Genomic DNA, 22918 nt, shown 5'->3' on the forward strand with positions numbered 1-22918 from the left:
AATACGTCCTTTCTCTCTTCCTCCCCACTATCCCGATGCAGATAGGTACCTTCATCATACAACTTGGAGCGCGCCCCAGGTCAATAATTTTCACGGTTCTTGAGCTTGACTTGGAGATGACGGCTTCGCCGAACAGGGCGAGAAGGCTTTCGACAAGGTGGAGATTATGCCTTCACTCCCTATCGTACAATAATTGCGCTCCCGATCGTCCATTGTTCAATAGCGGCCGGGTAGCTTATAATGCTTCTTGTAAATGATAATAATTATCAATATCATTCAGGAGGGCATTATGAGACTTACGCAAAAAAACATCGCACTCGTCGCATTCATCCTATTATTCAGCATCGTTCTGGCAGCTTGCGGCAACGACAAGAACGACGCAGGCGCATCCAAGACGGCTCCAGCCAGTCCCGCCGCCGCGCAGCAAGCGCAAGAAACCTCGTCCGCCCCTGCGGAACAACCGGCGACGCGCAAAGTGACTCATGCCTTGGGAGAGACGGAAATTCCGACCGAGCCGAAGCGCATCGTGGCGGATCAATATATCGGTCATTTGCTGGCGTTGGGCATCAAGCCTGTCGGAGCACGAGGCGATCTGATGAAAAGCCCTTTTATCCAAGATCAATTCGAAGGCGTGGCAGACACCGGCAGCCCCATGAATTTGGAGAAGGTGCTGGAGCTGAAGCCGGATCTTATTATCGTTCAGAGCGAAGACAACTACGAGCAGTTGTCCAAAATCGCCCCTACCATCGTCTATGAGTATGGAAAAATCAACACGTTGGAGCAACTGAAGCTGTTCGGAGACATTCTGGGTAAGCAGAAGGAAGCCGACGAATGGATCGCTGCTTTCGACGCGAAAGCCAAATCCTATCGCGAGAAGCTGGCCGGGGCTGTCGGTCCGGACGAAACGGTCTCGGTTATCGAGCTGTGGGCGGAAGGCCCGTTCGTCTTCGGCAACAACTGGGGGCGTGGCGGGTACAGCTTGTACAATGCCTTGCAGTTGAAGCCTCCCGCTATTGTGGCGAAAGAAATTATCGATAAGGAACAGTTCAGGGCTCTGTCGATGGAGGTGCTTCCGGATTACGTGGGCGATTTCGTATTCCTTACCGTCTATGCAGAGAACGGCGGCGACAAGAAAGCGCAGGAAATCAAAGACAGCGCAATCTGGAAATCGCTCAAAGCCGTCAAAAACAACCGCGTGATCGAGCTTCGGATCGAAGATATGGCTCCCGGCGATCCGATCTCTCTGGACAAACAGATGGACATTCAGTTTGAAAAGCTGCTTGCGCTGAAAAAATAACCATTCAAACGCGGACCGTTGCAGGTCCGCGTTTATACGTTTAAAATGAGAATGTGTAATTGAAAATAATTCTCATTTAAAGCGAGGTTTCGCCCGAGATGTCCGATTCGATTTCATCGTCGGCCCGCACGCTCTGTTTGTTGTTGGATAGCATCGAATATAAGACGATCGATCGCGTATGGCATCCCGAGCGGAAGCCCGGCATGTACATGCTGATCGCCGTCGCGTCCGGGCAGGGTGCTCTGGATATCGCGGGCGCAAACTTTCGTCTGAAGCAAGGTCATGGCTGCCTGATCGAGCCCGATCTTTCCGCCGCCATCGGCGGCGCTCCCGAGCGGGCGATTCAAGCTTATCTTCTCGGCTTTCGGAAGCTTCGGACGGGCGATGACAGCTCGATCCATGAGCACGCTTTCGAAATTCCCGCCGCCGTATGCTCCAGCGTGCCGTTATCCGCGGAAGCGATGTTCGTGCTGCAAGATTTGTTGGAGCATAAAGACGACAATCAACCGCATCAACAACTAAAAAATCATATTCGCTTTCAACAATTCATGCTGCCGATCCTGTTCCCGCCCGCCCAGGACGGTTATGCGCGGCATTCACGCGATGCGGTTCGCGAGGTTATATCCGATTTGGACAACTCTTTTGTCGACCCCGTCGACATCGACGGCCTCGCCCAAAGGTCAGGCATCGGCAAACGGTATTTCAACCAATTGTTCCGCGAATTGACCGGAACGAGCGTCACCGAGTACGTAACCTCGCTGCGTATGAATAGCGCCTTGCGGCTGTTGTCCCGCTCCGATGCCAACGTCAAGGATGTCGCCCGGACGGTCGGCTATTCGGACGAGTATTATTTCAACCGAAGGTTCAAGATGACTTACGGCATCGCTCCGGGACAGTATTCCCGCAGCGAGACGAGAAGAAGCAAGCTTTTCGCTACGCAATATTTGGGCCATCTGCTTACTCTCGGAGTGAAGCCGGTGGGCGCGACGAGCAATATTATGACGCATTCCTTCCTTCGAAAGCTCGTTGCCGGAATCGAATCCGTCGACATTCTGCCCTCTTCTCCCTCGCGCGTCTCCGAGCTGATGCCGGATCTTATTATCGGGTGCGAGCAAAGCGACAAAGACCTGTACGCTTCCATCGCTCCCGTCATGGTAATGCCTTACGGAGAACGCGATGCGGTCTATCAATTGGAACGGCTGGCGGAAATGCTCGACAAGCAAAAAGAAGCCAAGCGCTGGAAAGAAGCTTACGAACGAAAATCGATGCGGCTAAAGCGGTCGCTCGACGGAACGATCGGCCGTTCCGAAACCGTGTCGGTCATCGAGATTTGGGAGGAAGGTATTTTCGCTTACGGCAACAGATGGGGACGAGGCGGCTACAATTTGTACAACGCTTTGGAATTGAAAGCGCCTGCGCCTGTCGAGCGTCATCTGATCGACAACGAGCCTTATCGGCGTATCGAATTGGAGGAGCTTCCCGACTATGCCGGCGACCATGTGTTCTTGACCGTCTATGCGGAGGGAGGAGGCGAACGGCGTGCGAACGAGATCAAACGCAGCGCAATATGGCGGAGCTTGCCCGCCGTTATCCGGAACCGCGTCTACGAAGCGGACATCTCGTTATTCGGCCCCGGCGATCCGATTTCACTTGGCAAGCAGCTCGACATTCAGGTCGGTATGCTTCTGGCGGGCGGCAGGCGGTAGGATACATTAGCATCGTAAATACGCACGTATCGATTGCGGCCTAGAGTGCGGCAAGACGACTATACGAGCCTTCGGCCGAACATGTCGTGCTTCAAAGTACGCAGCGGCCATCCGGCAAACTTCGCGTGGAGTGGGACGGGGTACCTTTCTTTCGGCAATTGGTGAGCTGAGGCGCTCATCAGTGGGATGAGGTACCATTCTTTCGGCGATTGGTGAGCTGGGCGCTCATCAGTGGGACGTAGTACCATGCTTTCGGCGATTGGTGAGCTGGGGCGCTCATCAGTGGGATGAGGTACCATACTTTCGGCGATTGGTGAGCTGGGCGCTCATCAGTGGGACGGGGTACCATTCTTACGGCGATTGGTGAGCTGGGGCGCTCATCAGTGGGACGTAGTACCATACTTTCGGCGATTGGCGGGGACGGGCGCTCAACAGTGGGACGACGTACCATTCTTTCGACGATCGGTGAGCTGGAGCGCTCATCAGTGGGACGACGTACCATTCTTTCGACGGTCGGTGAGTTGGGGCGCTCATCAGTGGGACGTAGTACCATACTTTCGGCGATTGGTGAGCTAGGGCGCTCATCAGTGGGACGTAGTACCATACTTTCGGCGATTGGTGAGCTAGGGCGCGCATCAGTGGGACGGGGGTACCTTTCTTTCGGTTGGTGCCCACACAAATTTGCAAAAGAGCCTCACTAGGAGATCCTTCTTCGCTTCGTCCAAGCTGCTCATCTACTCCCCGATCGTGATCGTGGTCGTTTTCTATAGCTTTATTGGCGCATTCCTCGATTTGCCGTCCAGCACAGGATAAATCAGCAAACCTTCTGCAATGTAAAAAGACTGCAACGACTTGTCAGGCAACAGCCCAGTGCAGCCTTCTGTCTGCGACTATGGGGAACCGGAGACGGCGGTGAACGGATTCCCTGCGTTCATCCCGGTATCGGTAATTCTGGCGCTGACCGTCACGATAACTTTGGCATACGAGAACTGCTCCGCCCAGTCTCCGGACCAGCTTCTCCATAGCCGAGGGTTTCTTCTTTCCAAATATTGTCCGGCCAACAATACGTCCGCTTTCTTCTCCTGCACGAAATCGACGGCGTCCTTTGCGCCGCGTTCAATCTCTTCGGCGACCCGTTTCAAGAAATGTGCGTTTCCGTCTACCGTCTGGATGTCGGAGCAGGTCATCTCCCCCATCTTCCCATCCAGATCCAGATGAATGCGGATGAGCGGTCGTCCTCCCCTCTGGGTCACCTTAAGCCGCGATTTTGAAGCATAGACCCAATACGAGTCCTCCTTGGTTACTCCGGACGAGCCCTTTCCTTCTTCTTTTTCGCATGGAATCGACAATTGCCCTCTCCTGTACTCCCCCCTGATCATCAATAAATAGGGAGCGAACTGCATAGGAACGAGACTGGCGTCGATAGTTCCTTCCGGAAAACGAAGAATGGCCAAGCTGTCGATTGTCACGACCTCATGCTCGTCCTTGGACAGACGGATGTGAGGCAGCAAGGCAATCGATCCCGGCGTCTGGGACAGAATATTCAAATCGAGCAGCGTGATCGTCGTGGATATGCCCGCTTGCGTGCTGGCTATCGACTCTGCCGTCCTCAATTGCTGACCGATCGTATTCTCGATAAGCGGCTTAATAAGAAGATATCGACTTGCTTCTCCTTGAGTCGTCATCACATTGACCGATCCTCGCGGGCCTTGGGAACGCGAGAAGAAATCGAGCAACTCGCCGATATTGCGGGTCCGAATAACCTGCTCGCCGACCAGCAGCGCTCTCATATGGCTCCACTGCAGCCTCCGACCCAGCTCTGCGGCGAGCTTCAAGGAAGCCTCCGACATCGTAGCTGCCTCTTCGGTCAAGGAAAGATAAGAGCCTCCCTTGGTCGCCATCCCGCTCCTCGATTCGGACGATCCGGGACGGTAGATTTGCGCCATGACCTTTATACGTCCGCTCTCGGAGCGATCGATGGCAACGGCTTGCACAAATCCCCAATCCGTTAGCTCGTTCTTGTCCCAGCAACCAGCCAATAGAAGCGAAATAAGCGACAGACAGCCAAGCAAATACACGGTTGCCTTCATTCGGGAAAACCGCCCTTTCTTGGGGATGAAGGCGAGTCCGCTAAGCGTCGGTTGCGAGGAGATGCCAGCATCCGCTTGAGAGGAACGCGGACGAAAATATCTCTAAAGTCCCTGAGCTTCAGAGGAGCGAACGAGGTCAAATAAGGCTGCCCCAACGTCTGCAAACAAGTCATATGAAGCAGGAGAAGCAAAAAGGCGATCATCAGGCCGAAGCCCCCAGCAGCGTTGCCGCCAGCATTAAGGGAAACCGGAGGATACGGATCGCTATCGCGATTTCGTAATGAGGAATGGCGAAGGAGGCGATTCCCGTGAGTGCGACGACGATCACCATGATCGGAGATGCGATCTTGGCCATGATTGCGGCTTGGCCGATGACGAGAGCGCCGACGATGCTGACAGCCGAGCCTACCGGCCTTGGAAGACGGATTCCCGCCTCTCGAAGCAGCTCGAAGGATACTTCCATAATCAAAGCTTCGATGAAAGCGGGGAAAGGAATCCCTTCCCTCGTGTCCAATATAGCTAACAGAAGGACAGTCGGAATCAACTCCGAATGAAACGTTGACAGGGCGATGTAGATGCTCGGCAAAGTCAAGGCAATCAAGAACGCCAGCAGCCTTAGAACCCGGACCATCGATGCGAAGACTGTTCTGACGTAATAGTCCTCTCCCGTTCCGATAAAGTCGACGAAGTAGGACGGGGCGATCATAACGGCGGGCGAATTCTCGACCAATACGGCGACTTTCCCATCCATGAGAGCGGCGGCGACGGCATCCGTTCGTTCCGTATACCGATATTGAGGAAAGGGCGAGTAAGCGGAATCCTGTATCCAGTCTTCCACATAAGAGGTTTCCGGAACGTCGTATTTTTCGATCCCTTTCAGTCTGCTCTTGAATTCCTCCAGCACGGAGGGCAGCACGACCCGGTCCAAATAGCAGAATGCTATGCTGGTCTTACTCGTCTCTCCGGCCGACAGAAACTCGATCTTGAGCCGGGGAGTCTGGATTCGCTGTCGGATCATCCCCAAATTAATATCGATGTTCTCTATCGTGCCTTCCCGGGGGCCCTTTACGACCGGCTCGCTAACCGGCTCCGTCACTTGTCTCTTCTCGAATGAAGCCACTTTGTAGGCTACAGCCTTGTCCCATCCTTCAAAAAGCAGCACGACATATCCTTGAAGTACGAGCTCCACCGCGCCGCTCAGCTCGGAGGAAGTCGTAAAGCCTTGCCAAGCGGCACCCCCGCGGTCAAAATAGCTCTGAATCGAGTCAGGAGAAGCTACATCGTCAGTACCCGATCCTTGCCCGGACAGGTCTTCGAGCGTTCGCTTCAGATAATGATTATTGTCCGCGCTGACAAGCGAGCTGCAATAAACCGACAAAACGTCGTATTTCAAACCGCCTCCATAGGTCCAATTTTCAATAACGATGTCTTGACAGTTCTCGAAAGCCGTCTCGATATAAGAACGATTGCTGCGCAAATCGGAGACAACCGATGAAGGAACGTTAGATGTCGGGCTCATGAAGCTTTCTCCTCCGGCTGATGGCGAAGCCGCTCCCGCACCCATGTCAGACCGGCAAGCGCGAATACGAGCGTGCAGCCGACTCCGACGACGGTGAACGGCCAGAGGGTGTATACTTGCCGCTGAAATTCAGCAGGGCTGGCAAACAAAGTAAGCGAAAGGAAGATACAAATCAGCCCAATCGGGTAAATGTAAGCCTGCTCGTCATCCGTTCCGGTTAAGCGGATGAGAATCCGATTCAGAGCGATCAGAAAAATAGTAGCCTTCATATAAGAGCCCAGAATAAGCGCAATTCCGATAACGGCTTCTACTCGCTCGTTAATACCGCTGAAGACTATATTGCTGGCAAGCTGATACAAGGCATAGGTAAGATGGCCCGCCGCCGGTCCGAACGCGATAATCGTGCAAATCGTTGAGAACACCATAAGAATTCCGGTCACGGAGAATGCCCAATAGAGCTTTCGGTAGAACGACCTCCCCCCTTCTTGAGGCGAGGAGGAGAGAATAACGGAAAACAAACATACTTCTCCGAAAGGAAATCCGGCTGCGACGAAAAAGCCGTGAAGCGCTGAGCCCGTTCCCTTGTCTAAGAAGGGAAGCAACCGCCCCCAATCATACAAAGGAAGGGCGAAAAAAAGTACGGCGACCGTGAACACAATCATGACGGGGACGAGCAGAACGAACATTCGCGCGGTGACTTTGATGCCGGCTCTCGCGGTCAAAGCGGCGGCAAGCATGCTCAAGGAGCAGAAAACGAAGGTCGGGGTCCTCGGCATCATTCCCCGGGCGAAAAAATCGCCGATGCCGGTGAGGATAGCGGGGATTGCGAATAACAGCATAGCTGCGACGGGGATCATAACCAGTCCCGTGGCCGTCTTTCCTAGCAGCTTGCGGCAGTAGTCGACAAGACCTGCGCCGTTGTGGCGCCGATGCAAATAGAGGATGCAAGAGAGCACCAGCATTCCGAAGCCGCTAGATCCAGCGATAGATACCCACGCTCCATTGCCCGCTATGCCCGCCAGCGTTCCCGGAATATAAATAATGGCGGAGCCCGTCGAAAAAGCGATGAGCAGGCTGACCATTTGACCTTGAGTGAGGTTGGACTGGCGGTTTTCCAACCGATCAGCTCCCTTATCCGAAAGATTCGAACCAATAGACGACCCAGTCGGACGGTGCCCCGTAAACCCATTCAAGCAGCTCGCCGTAGCCCGGCCACCGGGGATGCCCGATAAATAAAATCGACAAATAAACGGAAGGCACGGCAAAGATCAGGCTCCAGATCCGCGTCCTTCGGCTCCGCTTGCGCCAATGCCGCCATTCGGCCATGATCCATGAAGCAAACAGCAGCAGCACGAATAGAATTTTATCCGTTCGTTCCTTCCTCCTTGCAATCGGATGGATATCCGCTTCCTCATTTTCCCACTGGACAGCGCAGGTTATGCATAAGAGAGGTACAAATAACAAGAAGTTCACCCACGGAGGGGGGGGGGACTTTGTAGAAGACTTGGGAAGGGGAAAAATAAAAAAAAGTCCTGAATTTTTTCAAGACCTCATTCAACATCTTAACCGATCGGAAATTATAAGTCTATATTTTCGGAACCTTTTGTGTAAAAATTTCCCTTGAAATCATCCATTCCATACAGGGGGAATTCATGCATGATTCCGGAATGTTTATCCGCTTATCGCTTGTTCATGCCTATGCTGGACGAAGTCGCCGAATGGTCGCTTCTGAGACAGTGGTCGTTGTCCGAAGTTTATCGGGCCATACTGAAAACCGGCGAAACCCGCATTATCAAATGGGGAGGAAAAGAAATGGCCGGGGAAGCGGTCATTTATCGGCAGCTAGTGAGCCAGTTGCAGATAAAGGCTCCAGAAATCTTTGAGTTTTTCGAAGCAAATGGCAGTACAGTCATGGTAATGGAGGATGCCGGAAAATATAATTTGGAGCAGCAGCCGTACCCCCGCTATTTTCTGGAGGCTGCCAGGGAATTAGCCAATCTGCGCGCAACGGCAGCGGCTAATCTGGCAAGAAATATCCCCGGCCGCGTCATACGTTCGCACACGGTATCCGTCGAAGACTTCCTTGCTCTGCTGGACGATCTTCTTCAATCGCCCTGTCTCTCCGAACGCATTGCGCTTGCAAAACTAAAAAACACATTCCCATACGATCTCGCCAAGCTGTATCGAACTTCTCCTCTTACGCTCGTGCATCATGATTATCAGGCTAAAAATCTCTTGGTTCAAGCGGACGGCATATTGCCGATCGATTGGTCCATTGCGTATTTAAGCCCTCATCTCGGCGATCTATATTGCTTGATTGCCGACGCTCGTACTTGGAGCGGCGTATCGCGGGAGGAAATCTTGTCGGCATTCCTCAGTGAAGCCGGCAACGATTTATCCATTGAGCAGTTGAACTGGCACATACGAATCGGCGGTTTGTGCTGGCTGGTCAAAACTCTGAGATGGCTTGTTTACGGGGGGACGGCAGCTATTCCGGGCTCGGATGCGTGGATACCCGATTTAATGAATCAAGTGGAGAAGCTTGTAAAAGAAGCGGAGGAAGAAGGGGAACGTCAGTGAGGGAAGACGGTAGGATGGGATTGGCCACCCACCCCCAGGCTTCGGCCGAGGGGGGCGGATTTAATCAGGCTTGGATCGGCTCTTCGATAATGATGCTGTCAAGCTTAAGATTGACCGGATTGGCGATCGTATCTCCAACCGGGCATTTGCTCTCCAGGAATTGAACGAACTCCTCCACCTTGTCTCGCGGCGAATTGGTTCTGATATAGAACGAATATCGGATATCCGAGTAGCCCGGGCGAACGTCGGATTTGTTGAAAAACCCGTCAAGATCGATGTCTCCTTCTACCTCTACGCGAAAATCGTCAAGCTCGATACCGAATTTGCTTGCATAAACTCTGGCTACGATCGATTGGCATGCGCCTAACGAGGCAAGAAGCGCTTCGACCGGATTCAAACCCGTATCCGTTCCGCCCAAGCTTTTGGGCTCGTCGATGATCAGCTCGAATTGTCGGGAACGGGTTATGACTTTCACTCCGTCTTGCAGATGCGCCGTTGCTTTGAAGGTTTGTACAGCAGCCATGTTCTTCTCTCCTTTGATGAATGGGTTGATTTTCGACTTGCTCATCCGTAAAACCAACTTTTCCACTATGTATTATATGTATTTTATATTCGGGAGAGAATACTGTCAATCGCCAAGTAACCGGCGAGTCCATTCCGCGTACTAATCGACACGGTTCAATAGACTTAGCAAATACTCGTCCAACCGTTCCCTCATCATCTCGTTCGTAAGCCCGGTCATGCCTAGAGCCGTCCACCCCGCATAGATTTCGGGCGGCGGACCGTAGGCATAGTCTAGCAAAACAACGAGGTCCCAATAGGGATCGTAGACAAAAGCGTCGCCGGCATGACTCCGATAGCGAGCCAGAAATTCGTCCGCAGCCTCTACACCGTGCAATTGCGCCAGGTTGACGCGGCAATGTCCGACGTCGATACCGGCCGGGCCGATGCAGCCATTGACCCAATCGACGATTCCGCTGACTTCGCCTCCGGACCATAAGATGTTGGCCGGATGAAAATCCCTGTGAATGAACCGGTTCGCGAACTTCGGACGGCTACCCTTCACGATAGCGACCCCGGCTTGCCACTTGTCGGGATGCTTCGACCAAGATGAGGTATCAAGCGTAGAAGAATCGGTGTACGGCGAGTACGTCCATGGGAAATCGTCCGGCTCCACGGCGTGGATTCGGACAATCGCTCGCGCCATGCCGTCCAACCATTGGGGAAAGTCGGGCGGATCCAATACGACATGGCCTTCCAGTCGCGACATTAACAGCGCCGGCGCGCCGCACTGGCTGCCCGTTTCATCGAAGGCGATAAGCCGCGGCGTATCTGCACCGGCTGCCCGGGCTGCCCGGCGCAAGCTTTCCGCTTCGCGCAGAGCTACATCGGGTTGATTCCGTACCCAGTCCGCATTGTCGAACTGGCGAAGCACAACGTTGATTTCCTCTCCGTGAACATCCAACGAAACGCCGTGAACCAGAGAGGAAATTCCCCCTTGCAGCTGCCGGGATTCCCGATAGGCGGCTTTGGGATGCACGGCGTTCAGTACCCATTTCAAGACGTTATCGGGCAACGCATCATTGTTCGTTGGCATAGAACCCATCCATTCTTTCGTCAATTAGCGGCTTGTCTCTTGTTCCGCTTGTTCCGCTAAAGCGGACTCGTCGATATTTTTCAACGCTTCCCTGCGGCTCAACGGCTTCCATTCATGCGCCCCGACGAAGCGGACGACCGAAGCCGGACTCGTCTTCGCATATTCCCGGAGCGCCCATCCAATGGCCTTCTGCAGGAAGAACTCCGATGAGCCCGCATGCCGACGAACATAGTCATAGAGCCGACGCTCGTCCGTCTTCTCCTTGTATCTGAGCTGGAATAGAATCGCTGTCCTATTGAGCCAGAAGTTGTCCGATCGAATCCAGCGCTCCGCGTATTCGTCGCGCAGCTCGGGGAACCTGTCGAACAGGTAGCCGACGACGCTGGAAGCGATGCCGTCCACGGTATCCCACCAGGACTTGGTCACGATGCATCGTTCGACCAGCGCAATGTCGGCCGGCTCCAGCTGCTTCCTAATTTTGAAGAGCAGGTCGACCGCGAGCGCCGCGTATTCCCGCTCCGGTAAATTCCATAGCAGCCAAATCAATTCCTTGGATGGCGAATGCTCGGCCAAGAACGCTTTCATCAGCTCCCTGCGCAGCGGAGCCTTGATGCCGAAAAAGGGAAACTGCCCGCGCATATATCCCTCCATCGCCTCGGCGGCGGACGGATCGCGGTGTCGTTCGAACTCCATTTGCAAAGCTTTAATCGTCTCTTCGATTCCGCTCACGGCTATGTCATCTCCCTATGATTGTCTATCGTCTGTATTCCTGATCTTTACTATTTTACCATAACGAAAGAACCGGATAGCCTCGATATGTACGAAGCCTTCCGGTCCTTTGGCTGCGGTATTTGGATAACTACGGCTTGCTTGCCGGATCGTCTCCCGCTTCTTCCAACGCCGCCGCGGTAGTCGCTTCGGCATCCGGCAAATCGGAGATGTTCCGCCAGTTGATCGCCGGCGGCACCGGCCGGCTGCGCCCGTACAGCTCCGAATAGATCATTTCGATTTCCTCGCCGGTCAAATCCCCGCGCTTCAACAGCTCCTCCGAGATGACATGTATGAACTCGGCGTGCTCCAGAACGAGCTTTTTCACTTGAAGCATCTGATCCCGGAGCAGCTCGTTGATCCTCGGCCGGAGCGCCTTGAGCGCATCCGCCCTCGTACCCCCGGACGCTTGCCAACTGAACAGCTCGTCGCCCATCCCCAACATGCCCAAGTAAACTCCGGCCAGCTCCGTTGCCTGCTGGAGGTCGGAAGTCACGCCGTTTAATTTTTTGCCCAGAAATGTCTCTTCCGCCGCGCGTGCCGCCAAGCACACCTGAATTTCCGCGAGAATCTCGCTATCGCTGCGGTTATACCGTTCGCTCATCGGCTTCGTAGCTGCAAGCCCGAGCGCTCCGCCGCGGCGAATGATCGTCACCTTCCATACCCTGTCGTGCGGCTTCAGCAAATATTGGGCTACCGCATGGCCGGCCTCATGATAAGCGACGTTCCGCTTCTCGTCCTCGCTCATGGAGCGAAGCGGCTGCTTAAGCCCCCACTCGTAGGTTTCCATGGCGACTCTGAAATCCTCGTACCCTGCCAATGGAGCGCCCCGCTGATGGGCGATGACGACCGACTCGTTGACGATGTGCTTAATCTGGGCCGGACTGTAGCCGACCGTATCGAGCGCTGCAAGCTCGGGAGTAAGAGTGGCGTCCAGCTTCACCTTCCGAAGATAATATTGGAACACGTCCACGCGCCCGTCATAGTCGGGAGAGTCGACCCACAGCTTCCGGTCGAACCGGCCTGGCCGCAGCAGCGCATCGTCGAGCACATCCGGCAGGTTGGTCGCGGCAATCGTCAGTACGGCCGGGCGCTCCGCCTTCCTGCGCCGCAAGCCGAGCGTCCGCAGCAGCTTCGCGATCCTGGAGCCGTCGATGTTCGGCGGATCCATCTGCAGAAGCAGCTCGTTGAGCAGGCCCGAGCCGCCCCCCATCCCGAACATGCCGCCGCCCCCATGCCTCCCGCTTGCCTCTTCATCCCGATCGCGTCGACCTCGTCGATGAAGATAATGCACGCGCCGTATATCTTGGCGAGCTTGCGGGCTTTCTTGTACAGCCTCATCACTTTCAAATTGCCGACGCCGAAGAACATATTCTGAAAGCTGGGAGCCGAGGCATAGGCAAAGGGAACCTGAGCTTCGTTAGCGATGACCTGGGCCAAGTACGATTTACCGGTACCGGGCGGTCCGCAGAGCAGCAAACCCCGGATTGCTTCGCCGCCCATATCCTTGAACGCCTTGACGCCCCGAAGCAGCGTGACGATACGCTTGGCGTTCTCGACGATCTCGGGATTACCCCGGTAGTCGTCCCATGTCGCGCCCGTCTCCCCGGGCAGAATCCAGTACGTGCGCCCTCGCGCAAGGAACCAGAACAGCGCCGCGAACTGGATAATGATGAACAGCACGGCGAACAGAAGATTCATAGCAATGCCGAGCAAGCTGACCGCAATGCTCCACGACGTCGGCGCGCCCGCCCACATCCCCCCTCCGATTGCGGCGAGGACGGCAAGCTTGAGAAGCAATCTGCGCCACTTGATCCACCGGTAACTGCTCATGGCCTCGCTCCCTTTGCGATGGAATGGAAACGTGTGACTGCCCTATTTTTCTTCGTCGCCGTCTATGAAATTTACTTGGCTTGATAACATCTATTTCAATCGGCGCGGAATAGAACGTCCCGCTCGCCTCTTCGAATATTACTTTTTGGTTACGCCGCTCCTGCCGTCAGCTTTCCGAATATCGACCGATCATTTTTTCGAGCTTTGCCTTGAATTGCCGTCTAAGCTCCCGGGGCTCCACAATCTCCACCCCTTCTCCGAAGCTTAATAGAATCGAGATCAGCCAGTCGGACGCGGCGATATCGTCTATCTTCAAGATTAGCGTTAAAGAACCGTCTTCATTAAAGTTTCTTGTCGCATCGTAAAAGGCGTCCATCGCCTTGGCGAGCGAATTGGCCGACACATTCAGGACGACCTCGGCGCGTCGGTGCCGCTCCATCCACTCATAGGCGTTGTTGCTCGGAGCCGCGTCGTGAGCACGCTGAAAAACTTCGGGCAGCGAGGCCAGCTCCATCATGCGCGACAGCTTAAACTCTCGGTAATCCTCGCGCGTTCGGCAATAGCCGTACAAGTACCAGGTGTGATTTTTATACAAGAGGCTGACCGGCTCGACGCGACGGTTCGTCCTTTCATTCTTGGCGTCAATGTAATCGAATCGCACGAGCTGCCTGGCCGTAATAGCCGTTCTAAGAAGGCGAAGACCCTGATTGCTTACCCTGCGATTGCCGATTTCCATGGACAGGCTCGGCGCTCCGTTATCCTTGCGAATGGTTTGCAGCCTGCGGACGGTTTCCATCGCCTTCTCGTCCTTGAATACGGTCGACATGCTTTGAAGCAGCGTAATCAGCGACCCCACATCGTAGGAGCCCAGCAAGCTTTTGTCCATTTTGTATTCTTCTATAATTCCGTAGCCGCCGTTCACTCCCTGGTAGGATACGACCGGAATGCCTGCCGCGCAAATCGCCTCGATATCCCGATAGATCGTCCTTTGGGATACCTTGTATTTGTCCGCCAGCTCGGAAGCCGAAATAATCTCGTTGTTAAGAAGCATGTAGATCATGGATATTAGGCGCTCGAGCTTCATACCGTCCCTCCCATCCTAATTCTTTTTTTAAGGCAGGCTGAAACTCAGACATAATGCTGTCATATATCGACCCTTACTATGAAGAGGAATAGAAAAGACATTCCAAGTGGAAGGAAAAAAATATCTATGAGCGGAAAGCAAAATAAGCAGGGGTTCGTTATCGCCGGTCTTCTTCTCGCCATTCTGATGGCATCGATGGATAATTCAATCATGGCGACCGCGATGGGCTCTATTATCGGCGAGCTGGGAGGCTTCGATAAATTCGTGTGGGCGACGTCCGCCTATATGGTGGCCGAGATGGCGGGAATGCCGATTTTCGGGAAGCTGTCGGATATGTATGGGCGCAAAAGATTTTTCATCTTCGGGATCGTCATGTTCATGCTGGGCTCCATCCTGTGCGGAACGGCTGACTCCATGGTGCAATTAAGCGTGTACCGGGCCGTTCAAGGAATCGGAGCCGGAGCTTTGCTGCCGATCGTGTTCACGATTATGTTCGACGCCGTGCCATCGGATCAACGGGGGAAGCTTAGCGGCCTGTTCGGCGCTGTGTTCGGATTATCGAGCATCTTCGGTCCGCTCCTCGGGGCGTATATAACCGATCATATCGCTTGGCAATGGATTTTCTACATCAACCTGCCGATCGGACTAGTCTCCACCGGGATGATTGCTCTCTTCTACAAGGAATCCCGCGAGCATTCCAAGCAGCAAATCGACTGGGCGGGCGCAATTTCCCTGGTCGGAGCGATCGTCTGCCTCATATTCGCCATGGAGCTTGGCGGCAAGCAATACGCCTGGGACTCCGTTCAAATCGAAGGACTGTTCGCGGGATTCGTTCTTCTGACCGCCGTCTTCCTGTACGCGGAGAAGCGCGCCAAGGAACCTATCATCTCGTTCCAAATGTTCAAGAATCGTCTGTTCGCCACCAGCAACGCGCTGGCGCTTCTTAGCGGAGCCGCATTCATTACGGCTTCCGTCTACATTCCGATTTTCGTTCAAGGCGTTCTAGGAGGCACGGCTACGAATTCCGGCCTCATTCTTCTTCCGATGATGCTGGGAACCGTCGTTACCGCGACGATGGGCGGTATGCTCATATCGAAGTTTTCATACCGTTCGATCATGATTCCTCCCTTGTTCGTCCTTGCGGCGGGCTTCGCGCTCCTGACGACTTTGACGCCGGATTCGTCCCGGTTGGTCATTACCGTCTACATGATCATGATTGGCCTCGGGATTGGCGCTTCCTTCTCCGTATTAAGCAATTCCGTCATCCATTCGTTCCCGCTCAATCAACGGGGGGCGGCGAACTCTACGCTCGGCTTTCTTCGCTCCTTCGGAATGATGCTGGGCATTACCGTGTTCGGCATTCTGCAAAATCACTCGATGTCGCGGAAGTTGACCGAAGCTTTCGCGGGAAGCGATCAAGCGTCGCTCGCTCGCGATCTTAACTTGAGCGACCCGCATTCTCTGATGAACCCTGCGACCCGCGCCCAAATTCCGCCGGAGGCGTTGAGCAGAATAACGAATGGCCTCTCTTCCTCCATCCTCGATGCCTTTGCCTGGAGCCTTGTTCCGGCTCTGCTCGCTCTGGCTGTCGCTTTCCTGATGGGCAAGGAGAAGCATGAAGCCGAGCCGTCAGTTGCGAGCCGGAGCCCGCGGCCGGAACCTGCTCTGGGAGGACTGGAAGGCAACGCATAAGGAATCTCGTACCACTGTTGGCGCGTTCGATCACACTTTCCGCCGCATGTACGGAATCTCGTACCACTGTTGGCGCGCTCGACCACACTTTCCGCCGCATGTACGGAATCTCGTACCACTGTTGGCGCGCTCGACCACAATTTCCGCCGCATGTACGGGATCTCGTACCACTGTTGGCGCGCTCGACCACACTTTCCGACGCATGTATGGGATCTCGTACCACTGTTGGCGCGTTCGACCACACTTTCCGCCGCATGTACGGGATCTCATACCACTGTTGGCGCGCCCGATCACACTTTCCGCCGCATGTACGGGATCTCATACCACTGTTGGCGCGCTCGATCACACTTTCCGCCGCATGTACGGAATCTCGTACCACTGTTGGCGCGCCCGATCACACTTTCCGCCGCATGTACGGAATCTCGTACCACTGTTGGCGCGCTCGATCACACTTTCCGCCGCATGTACGGGATCTCATACCACTGTTGGCGCGCCCGATCACACTTTCCGCCGCATGTATGGGATCTCGTACCACTGTTGGCGCGCTCGACCACACTTTCCGACGCATGTACGGAATCTCGTACCACTGTTGGCGCGCTCGACCACACTTTCCGCCGCATGTACGGGATCTCGTACCACTGTTGGCGAGCTCGACCACACTTTCCGCCGCATGTATGGGATCTCGTACCACTGTTGGCGCGCTCGACCACACTTTCCGCCGCATGTACGGAATCTCGTACCACTGTTGGCGCGCTCGACCACACTTTCCGCCGCATGTACGGGATCTCGTACCACTGTTGGCGCGCCCGACCACACTTTCCGCCGCATGTATGGGATCTCGTACCACTGTTGGCGCGTTCGACCACACTTTCCGCCGCATGTACGGGATCTCATACCACTGTTGGCGCGCCCGATCACACTTTCCGCCGCATGTACGGGATCTCATACCACTGTTGGCGCGCTCGATCACACTTTAATGGAGCTATCTCTCTGGTCCTTCCAGACTTTGCGGGGCAGCTCCATCTTTTGAATACACCGAAAAACCGCTTCTTTTGTCCCAACCCGTTCTGCTCCAGAATTGTTGGCCTGCTTCATTATCGTCCAGAACGAAGATGTGGCATTTATCGATGCCCTCTTCCTTCAGCCTGCCCATGCTTAAATCCACCAGCCTTTGAGCGATTCCTTGCTTTCTGAATTCCTGCTTCACGGCAACGTGATAAATATACCCTCTCCGGCCGTCATGCCCGCTGAGTATAGTTCCGACGATGTCCCCTTCCGCTTCGTACACATAGCTGAGCCTGCTGTTTCTGTTCAGATACATTTCAATATTTTGTCTGGAATCGGCTTCGCTCAATGCCAGTCCATCGATGGAGCTCCATAATTCAATCATCTGATCGTAGTCATGAATGGTCATCTCCCGGATCACGTTCAGCCCCACACCCTTCTGCTAGTTTTTTATGTACACCCCTAGTATAGTAACGAGACTTGAATTGAACAAATGAATAATAGAGTTCGCTAATTCACTTTATAAATAAGAGTCTCATAAGGGCAGCTTCGTCCGCCTCGTCTTTTCCCGTCCTGTAGATGATTTCTTTGCTTCGATCGAAAAATTCCTTCCCTTCCCCATCGTCCGTGATTTCCTTTTCTCGGACTGCGTATTTTCATAGGTTCTCCTCACGAATGCGAACTGATGTTTGTATCGATTGTACCACAATTGCTAAACCCGCATAAAGCGTGGGACTTTTGTAGAAAAAAAACAAACCTCCGCTCCCGCTTTTACAGCGAAGATGGAGGTTTGCTCATTTGTATTTTCCATTGCTCGTATAATTTCTCGAATGAATTATTCAAAATCCGCTCGATCTGCTTGGGATTTCTGACGATCCTGTTCAAAGCATCGGCTCCATACGTATCGGCCATATATTGAACGAACGTTCCGCAGTAAAAGTAAGCCGCGCTGCCAGCCTCGTCAAAATAATCGGGACTCTTCAATTGCTCAAGCGTCGGCAGATCAAAGAAAACGGCCCTTCGTTGAAGTTCTTTTCCAAGCTGATTGGACGCGTAGTACGCAGCCCCTTCGTCGAGCCACTTCACTCGCCCGACGCTCGGATTGATTTGTTGAATGACGGCATGAACAAACTCGTGAACGATTTGATCGGTATATTCCTCCCGCGTCTCGGGATCGTCCAGATTGGCTGGCGTATATACCTTAATAATCTTCTCGGAAGCTACATAAGACCCTTCAGTCGCCCGGCCCATCATCGTTTGAAATTCGCTCTTGTCCGTATATACGTAGATCGAAGTCTTGTCAGAAAGCTCATAGTCGAATAGCTTAGCGATCCGACTGTAATTCGATTCAAAGGCTTCCGACAGAATCGTAATTACACGGTTAACATTCTCAGGCAAATCCGGACTATAAAATAAACCGTGATCCGTTTCCTTGATTAACGGCAATTCCGCCGACGCAGTCTTATCGGTCCCATCTCCCGAGCAAGCCGTAGCGAAAATCAATAATGCGATCAGACTTGCCCCCACGAATCGATTCCACTTCATCTCGCGTCGCCTTCCATCCGGTTTGAGTCCGACACGCCCCCGAGCCCTAGCGGCAATCGAGCCTGCATCCTCCATTCTTCCGGCGTTCCTTCCGCGATAATGGTTCCTCCCTTGGGGCCTCCCTCCGGTCCCAATTCGATCAAATAATCGCAATAGGACAACACGTAAGGATCGTGCTCGATCACGAGAACGGAATGATTGTCGGTTACCAATTGATTAAGCAGAACGAGCAGCTTTTCCGCATCGTAGTAGCTCAGACCTACCGTCGGCTCGTCCAGAACGTACAAATAGCGGCCTTTTTTGTTCTTGCCCAATTCCTTCGCTAGCTTCAACCGTTGCGCTTCCCCGCCGCTCAAGGTCGTCAGGCTTTGTCCCAAGCCCATATAGCCCATTCCCAAATCCTCGATCGTGCCGAGCAGCTTCCGAATGCGGGGAAATTCATTCAGCGCGACAAGCGCCTCGGATACGGACATCTCCAAATAATCCGCTATCGTATAGCCGTTGCAGCGAATCTCCAATACTGCCCGCTTGAACCGCTTGCCCTCGCAAGCCGAGCATCTATCCTGAACAGGCAAGCTCCCAAGCCATCTCTTCACGACTCCGCTTCCGTTGCAGGCCGGACAGGAGCCTGTCGAATTGAAGGAGAAGAAGCCCGCGTCGAATCCTTGCTCCAGCGCCTCAGCTTGCGCCGCGAACATTTTTCGAACTCCATCCCATACGCCCAAATACGTAGCTACGCAGGAGCTCTCGAATCTTCTTGCCAATCTTTGCGTGACGACGCAATAGCCGTCCAAATGCTCGACCCCTTCAACCTCCGCTTGCGGCGGAACGAAGCCGATCTCTCCTTCCCCATCCTCCCCCTCGTCTTCCCGCGCTCCCGCTTTCTCTTGAAAAGACGCGTGTAGTCCGGGCAGCAGAGAGTCGATAATCAAGGAGCTTTTGCCGCTGCCCGACACTCCGCATACTCCTACGATAGCACGCAGAGGAATATCCGCCGTCACGTTCTTAAGATTGTGCGTTCTCGCATTCCGAATCGTCAGCTTGGGGAAGCCTCGTCGCGGACGAAACGATAGCTCTTGACCGGTTGGCTCTTCTGCTTCAGATAGGCGGCCGTCAGGGATTCGCCGCATCTCGCGAAGCCGTCGTAGTCGCCCTGGTACCGGACTTCGCCGCCGAGCTTGCCCGCCATCGGCCCGAAATCGATAATATGCTCGGCGCGCCGGATGACGCTCTCGTCATGCTCGACCACGATGACCGTATTGCCCTGCTCTTTCAAGCGCAGGAAGCTTTCAATAAGCTTCGCTTTCTCCGTCTCGTGCAGCCCGGCCGTCGGCTCGTCGAAAATATAAACGATCGAGTTCATTCTCGCCGTCAAATGAGACATAATATGAAGCCGCTGCGCTTCTCCGCCGCTTAACGTAGGAGTTTCCCGATACAGGTTCAAGTGGGACAGCCCGACCGTCTCCAAACATTCCAGCTTCCTCGCCATTTCTTGCAAAATATGATTCGTAAAGGGGCTGCCGGCTCTGGAGGCCCGATAGCGAGCGATGAACTCCTTCAATTCGAGCGCGTCCATGAGGCATAGCTCCCCGATATGCCGGTTCTCAAGCCGGATATCGAACGCTTGCCTGCTTATGCGATAGCCTTGGCAGCTTGGACACGCTCTCTTAATTTGCAGCTCGGGAAACCGTTTGAAATCGATCTTCTTTATTTTCTCTTCGATAACGACTTCTACGCCGTAGAAGATAAGAGGCTTCTCCTTCTTCGATTGCGTGCGTCTCGGACGATAGGTTAAGAAGACGCTTCTGGCTTCCTCCGACAACGCCGAGAACGGCGTATCCGTCGAGCAGCCGTAAGCTGCCGCGAAGTTGTCCAGCCTTCCGGCAATATAAGCTTTCGCTTCCTTCGTCTTGTTCGGGAACCGATAGGCGAGATCGTGCCACTGCTCCAGCGAAGCGGAAGCATCCGGCCAAAGATGCCGGAAATTGACCTCGGTAACGCTTCCTCTTCCGTCGCATTGCGGGCAGGCGCCGTGGGGAGAATTGAACATGAACATCCCCGGCAGCCGATCTTCCCGACCCCGGTCGCGACCCGTTTCGCTTGCGCTGACGCCCTCTTGCGCATAGACATTCGCCAGCAGGTTCAGAAGACGCGTAGTCGTCCCGACCGTCGAGCGAGGATTGATGGAGCTGACCGTTCTTTGCCTAGCCGCAATCGTTGGACTCAAGCCTTCTATGTAATCGAAGGAGTCCCAACCGAAGCTGTCGTGGCTGATCCCCGATGCCTCCAAGTAGACTCTCTGGCCTTCCTTGTGAAGCGTATCGAAAATAAAGCTGGATTTCCCCGAGCCGCTTACTCCCGTAACGACGACGAACCGATTTTTGGGAATGGAAACGCGGACGTTGCGGAGGTTATGCAGCCTTGCGTTGTACACTTCGATAGTGTTCATAGCATTATCCTTTGGGTTCATTGATCATTCCTCGTATTGAAGACAAGCATTCTCCGCATGGAGCCTGCGAACCGAAGCGATATTCGCATCGGGATCCTGCAAATAAATCGCCAGCTCGTCCAACAGCTGCAGCGCTTCCTCATTGGAACCGTCAATCGCTTGTTTTCCTATCGGAGGAAAATCCCAATAACGCGGCTCCCGGCCCAAAATCGCGCTCATATCGTGACACAGATTGTTGCGGATATACGAGAGTCCCCATGACGTCTTGGCTCCGAACAGACGCGGATTGATTTCGTTATTGCGGGCCATTAACCAGGCATCCCCCGCCAATATGAAGCCTTCCCGAATGTCGACGATCTCCCGATCCGGGTCCACAAGCACCCATCGCTCTTCCCGGTCGTTCCACACCTCGCATATCCAATGATCCACATGCTTGGCCGCGCGGTCGGAGAGATAGCTGGCGAACCCGACCCGGCATCTTGCCGGAACGTTCCGGGAGCGCAATATCGATAGAAGAAGCAACGCGTGGTAGCGGCACGATAAAATAAGCCGTTCATTCGGAGCGCGATCCATAAGAAGTCCGTTCGCATTGCGCTCTTCCAGAGCTTCGAGCATATCGGCAACCGTATCGAATCGCGCGTCTTCTCTTTTGGCGGACTTTAACGAATGCTTGAATCGGTCGGTATTGTCGGGGTGTATAAGCTGCGCCTTGATGAGACGGCACAGCGACGGCAAATCCTCGGGAAGACCCTCGTAAAGATCGACCAGCTCCCCCGGGTCGGTCGTTCTCGTCAATTGGGCATACGCGGTGCTCATCGCTCGATCACGGCCTCCACTGGCATTTTTATTGAATAGGGATATAGATCTTCATAGCTAAACAGCCGGGAACGGAATGACGGACATCCGTCACCTCGAAATCGGGACCCTCTCTCCGCTCATAATTGGAATTGGGCAGCCATGTCCCGTAAATGTATCGCCACAAGCTCTGGTTGAATTCGGGAGCGCCGTTCGCCTTGAATTCCGCATAGGTTCCCCCGGGTATTTCGAAATGGACGAAGCCCGTCTCCCGATTGCCGAATGAATGGACTTCTTCGCCTATAATGAACGAGAAATCGCCGTTATCTTCATAGTATGCTCCGATGCCATATGGAAAATCGGGCTTGGCGCGATCGGTAATTCGCTCGTAATATCCGTTCACTCCGAAGTGGTCGTAAAATCCGGGAATGTCCGCGAAGTAGCTGCCGTTGTTCAAGCTGGTTTTGTATTCATGACCCACAATCTTCATAGGCTCCAGCCGAACGAGATCGGGCTTGCGCAGCTTCGTCTCTTCGTTCGCTCTACCTGAATAGTCCCGAAAGTCGACTTTGTTCTGCATATTCAATCGATAGTCGTTCTTCCGGTATTCTGCGGGAGTCACCCCGAAGAAGCCGGCGAAGGAGCGAGTGAACGCTTCGTGAGAGCCGTATCGGCATGATAGCGCGATATCCAGCAAACTCCCGTTCGTTTCCTTGACGACCTTCGCCGCTTCCGACAGCCTTCTCTTGCGGATATATTCATGGACCGTAAATCCGGTAATGAGGTGAAAGAGCCGCTGAAAATGAAAGGCCGAAAAGCAAGCCTGCGCGGCAATTTCCTTCATATCCACATCCTCATGAAGCCGATTTTCGATGAACTCTATCGCGTTTTGAACCCGGGTGTAATCGTTCATTGCGCTTTATCCTTTGGCCAAAGGGTTTGTTTAGTCTTATCTTAC

The 22918-nt window shown here is 54.0% G+C and carries 19 protein-coding genes and 1 pseudogene; 4 read left to right on the forward strand and 16 right to left on the reverse strand.

Translation table 11 applies throughout. The features are described from left to right. Positions 1–289 precede the first annotated feature (289 nt). Both D3H35_RS22255 and D3H35_RS22260 read left to right on the forward strand, forming a co-directional pair. Positions 290–1297, forward strand: coding sequence for an iron-hydroxamate ABC transporter substrate-binding protein (locus tag D3H35_RS22255; RefSeq protein ID WP_158594225.1), 1008 nt, complete (start codon positions 290–292; stop codon positions 1295–1297). 98 nt (positions 1298–1395) lie between these two features. Next, on the forward strand, positions 1396–3003 hold the full coding sequence (locus D3H35_RS22260) for an AraC family transcriptional regulator (RefSeq protein WP_119151396.1): 1608 nt from the start codon (positions 1396–1398) through the stop codon (positions 3001–3003). Between the two features lie 890 nt (positions 3004–3893). Here the strand turns inward: D3H35_RS22260 and D3H35_RS22265 are convergent. The 4 genes and pseudogenes from D3H35_RS22265 to D3H35_RS22280 form a co-directional block, all read right to left on the reverse strand. Next, a complete protein-coding gene (locus D3H35_RS22265) occupies positions 3894–5093 on the reverse strand; it encodes a Ger(x)C family spore germination protein (protein ID WP_119151397.1) in 1200 nt (399 codons plus the stop codon). Beyond that, positions 5090–6657 (reverse strand): annotated as a pseudogene (locus tag D3H35_RS22270) (spore germination protein). Before D3H35_RS22270 ends, D3H35_RS22265 begins: the two are co-directional and overlap by 4 nt. After that, entirely contained in the window at positions 6609–7730 is a 1122-nt protein-coding gene (locus D3H35_RS22275; RefSeq protein ID WP_147355918.1) for a GerAB/ArcD/ProY family transporter, read from the reverse strand. The pseudogene D3H35_RS22270 and the gene D3H35_RS22275 overlap by 49 nt, the downstream one beginning before the upstream one ends. Before the next feature lie 13 nt (positions 7731–7743). Further along, the gene (locus D3H35_RS22280) at positions 7744–8076 is read right to left on the reverse strand and encodes a hypothetical protein (protein ID WP_147355919.1); all 333 of its coding nucleotides are present in this window, start codon (positions 8074–8076) and stop codon (positions 7744–7746) included. A gap of 192 nt (positions 8077–8268) precedes the next feature. Between D3H35_RS22280 and D3H35_RS22285 the strand changes: the two genes are divergently transcribed. Then, complete coding sequence (locus tag D3H35_RS22285) at positions 8269–9192, forward strand: phosphotransferase (RefSeq protein WP_119151400.1); 924 nt, start codon at positions 8269–8271, stop codon at positions 9190–9192. A gap of 64 nt (positions 9193–9256) precedes the next feature. Here the strand turns inward: D3H35_RS22285 and D3H35_RS22290 are convergent, their stop codons facing one another. The 6 genes from D3H35_RS22290 to D3H35_RS22315 all read right to left on the reverse strand — a co-directional run bounded on the left by D3H35_RS22290 (position 9257) and on the right by D3H35_RS22315 (position 14474). Then, a complete protein-coding gene (locus tag D3H35_RS22290) occupies positions 9257–9715 on the reverse strand; it encodes an OsmC family protein (RefSeq protein WP_119151401.1) in 459 nt (152 codons plus the stop codon). A gap of 141 nt (positions 9716–9856) precedes the next feature. Further along, positions 9857–10789 (reverse strand): phosphotransferase family protein, encoded by a 933-nt coding sequence (locus tag D3H35_RS22295; protein ID WP_233568088.1) that lies wholly within the window; start codon positions 10787–10789, stop codon positions 9857–9859. A 24-nt stretch (positions 10790–10813) separates the two neighbouring features. Beyond that, a complete protein-coding gene (locus D3H35_RS22300; RefSeq protein ID WP_233568089.1) occupies positions 10814–11518 on the reverse strand; it encodes a DNA alkylation repair protein in 705 nt (234 codons plus the stop codon). A gap of 130 nt (positions 11519–11648) precedes the next feature. Continuing rightward, entirely contained in the window at positions 11649–12728 is a 1080-nt protein-coding gene (locus D3H35_RS33660) for an AAA family ATPase (RefSeq protein ID WP_119151402.1), read from the reverse strand. Beyond that, positions 12635–13390 carry an AAA family ATPase gene (locus D3H35_RS32770; RefSeq protein WP_119151403.1) on the reverse strand — a complete coding sequence of 252 codons (756 nt, stop codon included), beginning with the start codon at positions 13388–13390 and terminating at the stop codon, positions 12635–12637. The genes D3H35_RS33660 and D3H35_RS32770 overlap by 94 nt, the downstream gene beginning before the upstream one ends. A 166-nt stretch (positions 13391–13556) precedes the next feature. Next, positions 13557–14474, reverse strand: coding sequence for a helix-turn-helix transcriptional regulator (locus D3H35_RS22315; protein ID WP_119151404.1), 918 nt, complete (start codon positions 14472–14474; stop codon positions 13557–13559). A gap of 126 nt (positions 14475–14600) precedes the next feature. On the opposite strand from D3H35_RS22315, the gene D3H35_RS22320 reads away from it, so the two are divergent. Then, positions 14601–16166 carry an MDR family MFS transporter gene (locus tag D3H35_RS22320; RefSeq protein ID WP_119151405.1) on the forward strand — a complete coding sequence of 522 codons (1566 nt, stop codon included), beginning with the start codon at positions 14601–14603 and terminating at the stop codon, positions 16164–16166. A gap of 982 nt (positions 16167–17148) precedes the next feature. Here the strand turns inward: D3H35_RS22320 and D3H35_RS22325 are convergent. The 6 genes from D3H35_RS22325 to D3H35_RS22345 form a co-directional block, all read right to left on the reverse strand. After that, positions 17149–17604: a GNAT family N-acetyltransferase gene (locus D3H35_RS22325; protein WP_325050132.1), complete on the reverse strand. Its 456-nt coding sequence runs from the start codon at positions 17602–17604 to the stop codon at positions 17149–17151. A 338-nt stretch (positions 17605–17942) separates the two neighbouring features. Next, on the reverse strand, positions 17943–18716 hold the full coding sequence (locus tag D3H35_RS22330) for a gluzincin family metallopeptidase (protein ID WP_119151406.1): 774 nt from the start codon (positions 18714–18716) through the stop codon (positions 17943–17945). After that, entirely contained in the window at positions 18713–19846 is a 1134-nt protein-coding gene (locus D3H35_RS32775) for an excinuclease ABC subunit UvrA (protein WP_233568090.1), read from the reverse strand. Before D3H35_RS32775 ends, D3H35_RS22330 begins: the two co-directional genes overlap by 4 nt. Beyond that, positions 19753–21186 carry an excinuclease ABC subunit UvrA gene (locus tag D3H35_RS32780; RefSeq protein ID WP_233568091.1) on the reverse strand — a complete coding sequence of 478 codons (1434 nt, stop codon included), beginning with the start codon at positions 21184–21186 and terminating at the stop codon, positions 19753–19755. The genes D3H35_RS32775 and D3H35_RS32780 overlap by 94 nt, the downstream gene beginning before the upstream one ends. A gap of 3 nt (positions 21187–21189) precedes the next feature. After that, positions 21190–21981: a transglutaminase domain-containing protein gene (locus D3H35_RS22340; protein ID WP_119151407.1), complete on the reverse strand. Its 792-nt coding sequence runs from the start codon at positions 21979–21981 to the stop codon at positions 21190–21192. Positions 21982–22009: 28 nt separating this feature from the next. After that, complete coding sequence (locus D3H35_RS22345; protein ID WP_119151408.1) at positions 22010–22873, reverse strand: AraC family transcriptional regulator; 864 nt, start codon at positions 22871–22873, stop codon at positions 22010–22012. Positions 22874–22918: the final 45 nt, after the last annotated feature.

The organism is Cohnella faecalis, assembly GCF_003570905.1.
GTDB classification, from domain to species: domain Bacteria; phylum Bacillota; class Bacilli; order Paenibacillales; family Paenibacillaceae; genus Cohnella; species Cohnella faecalis.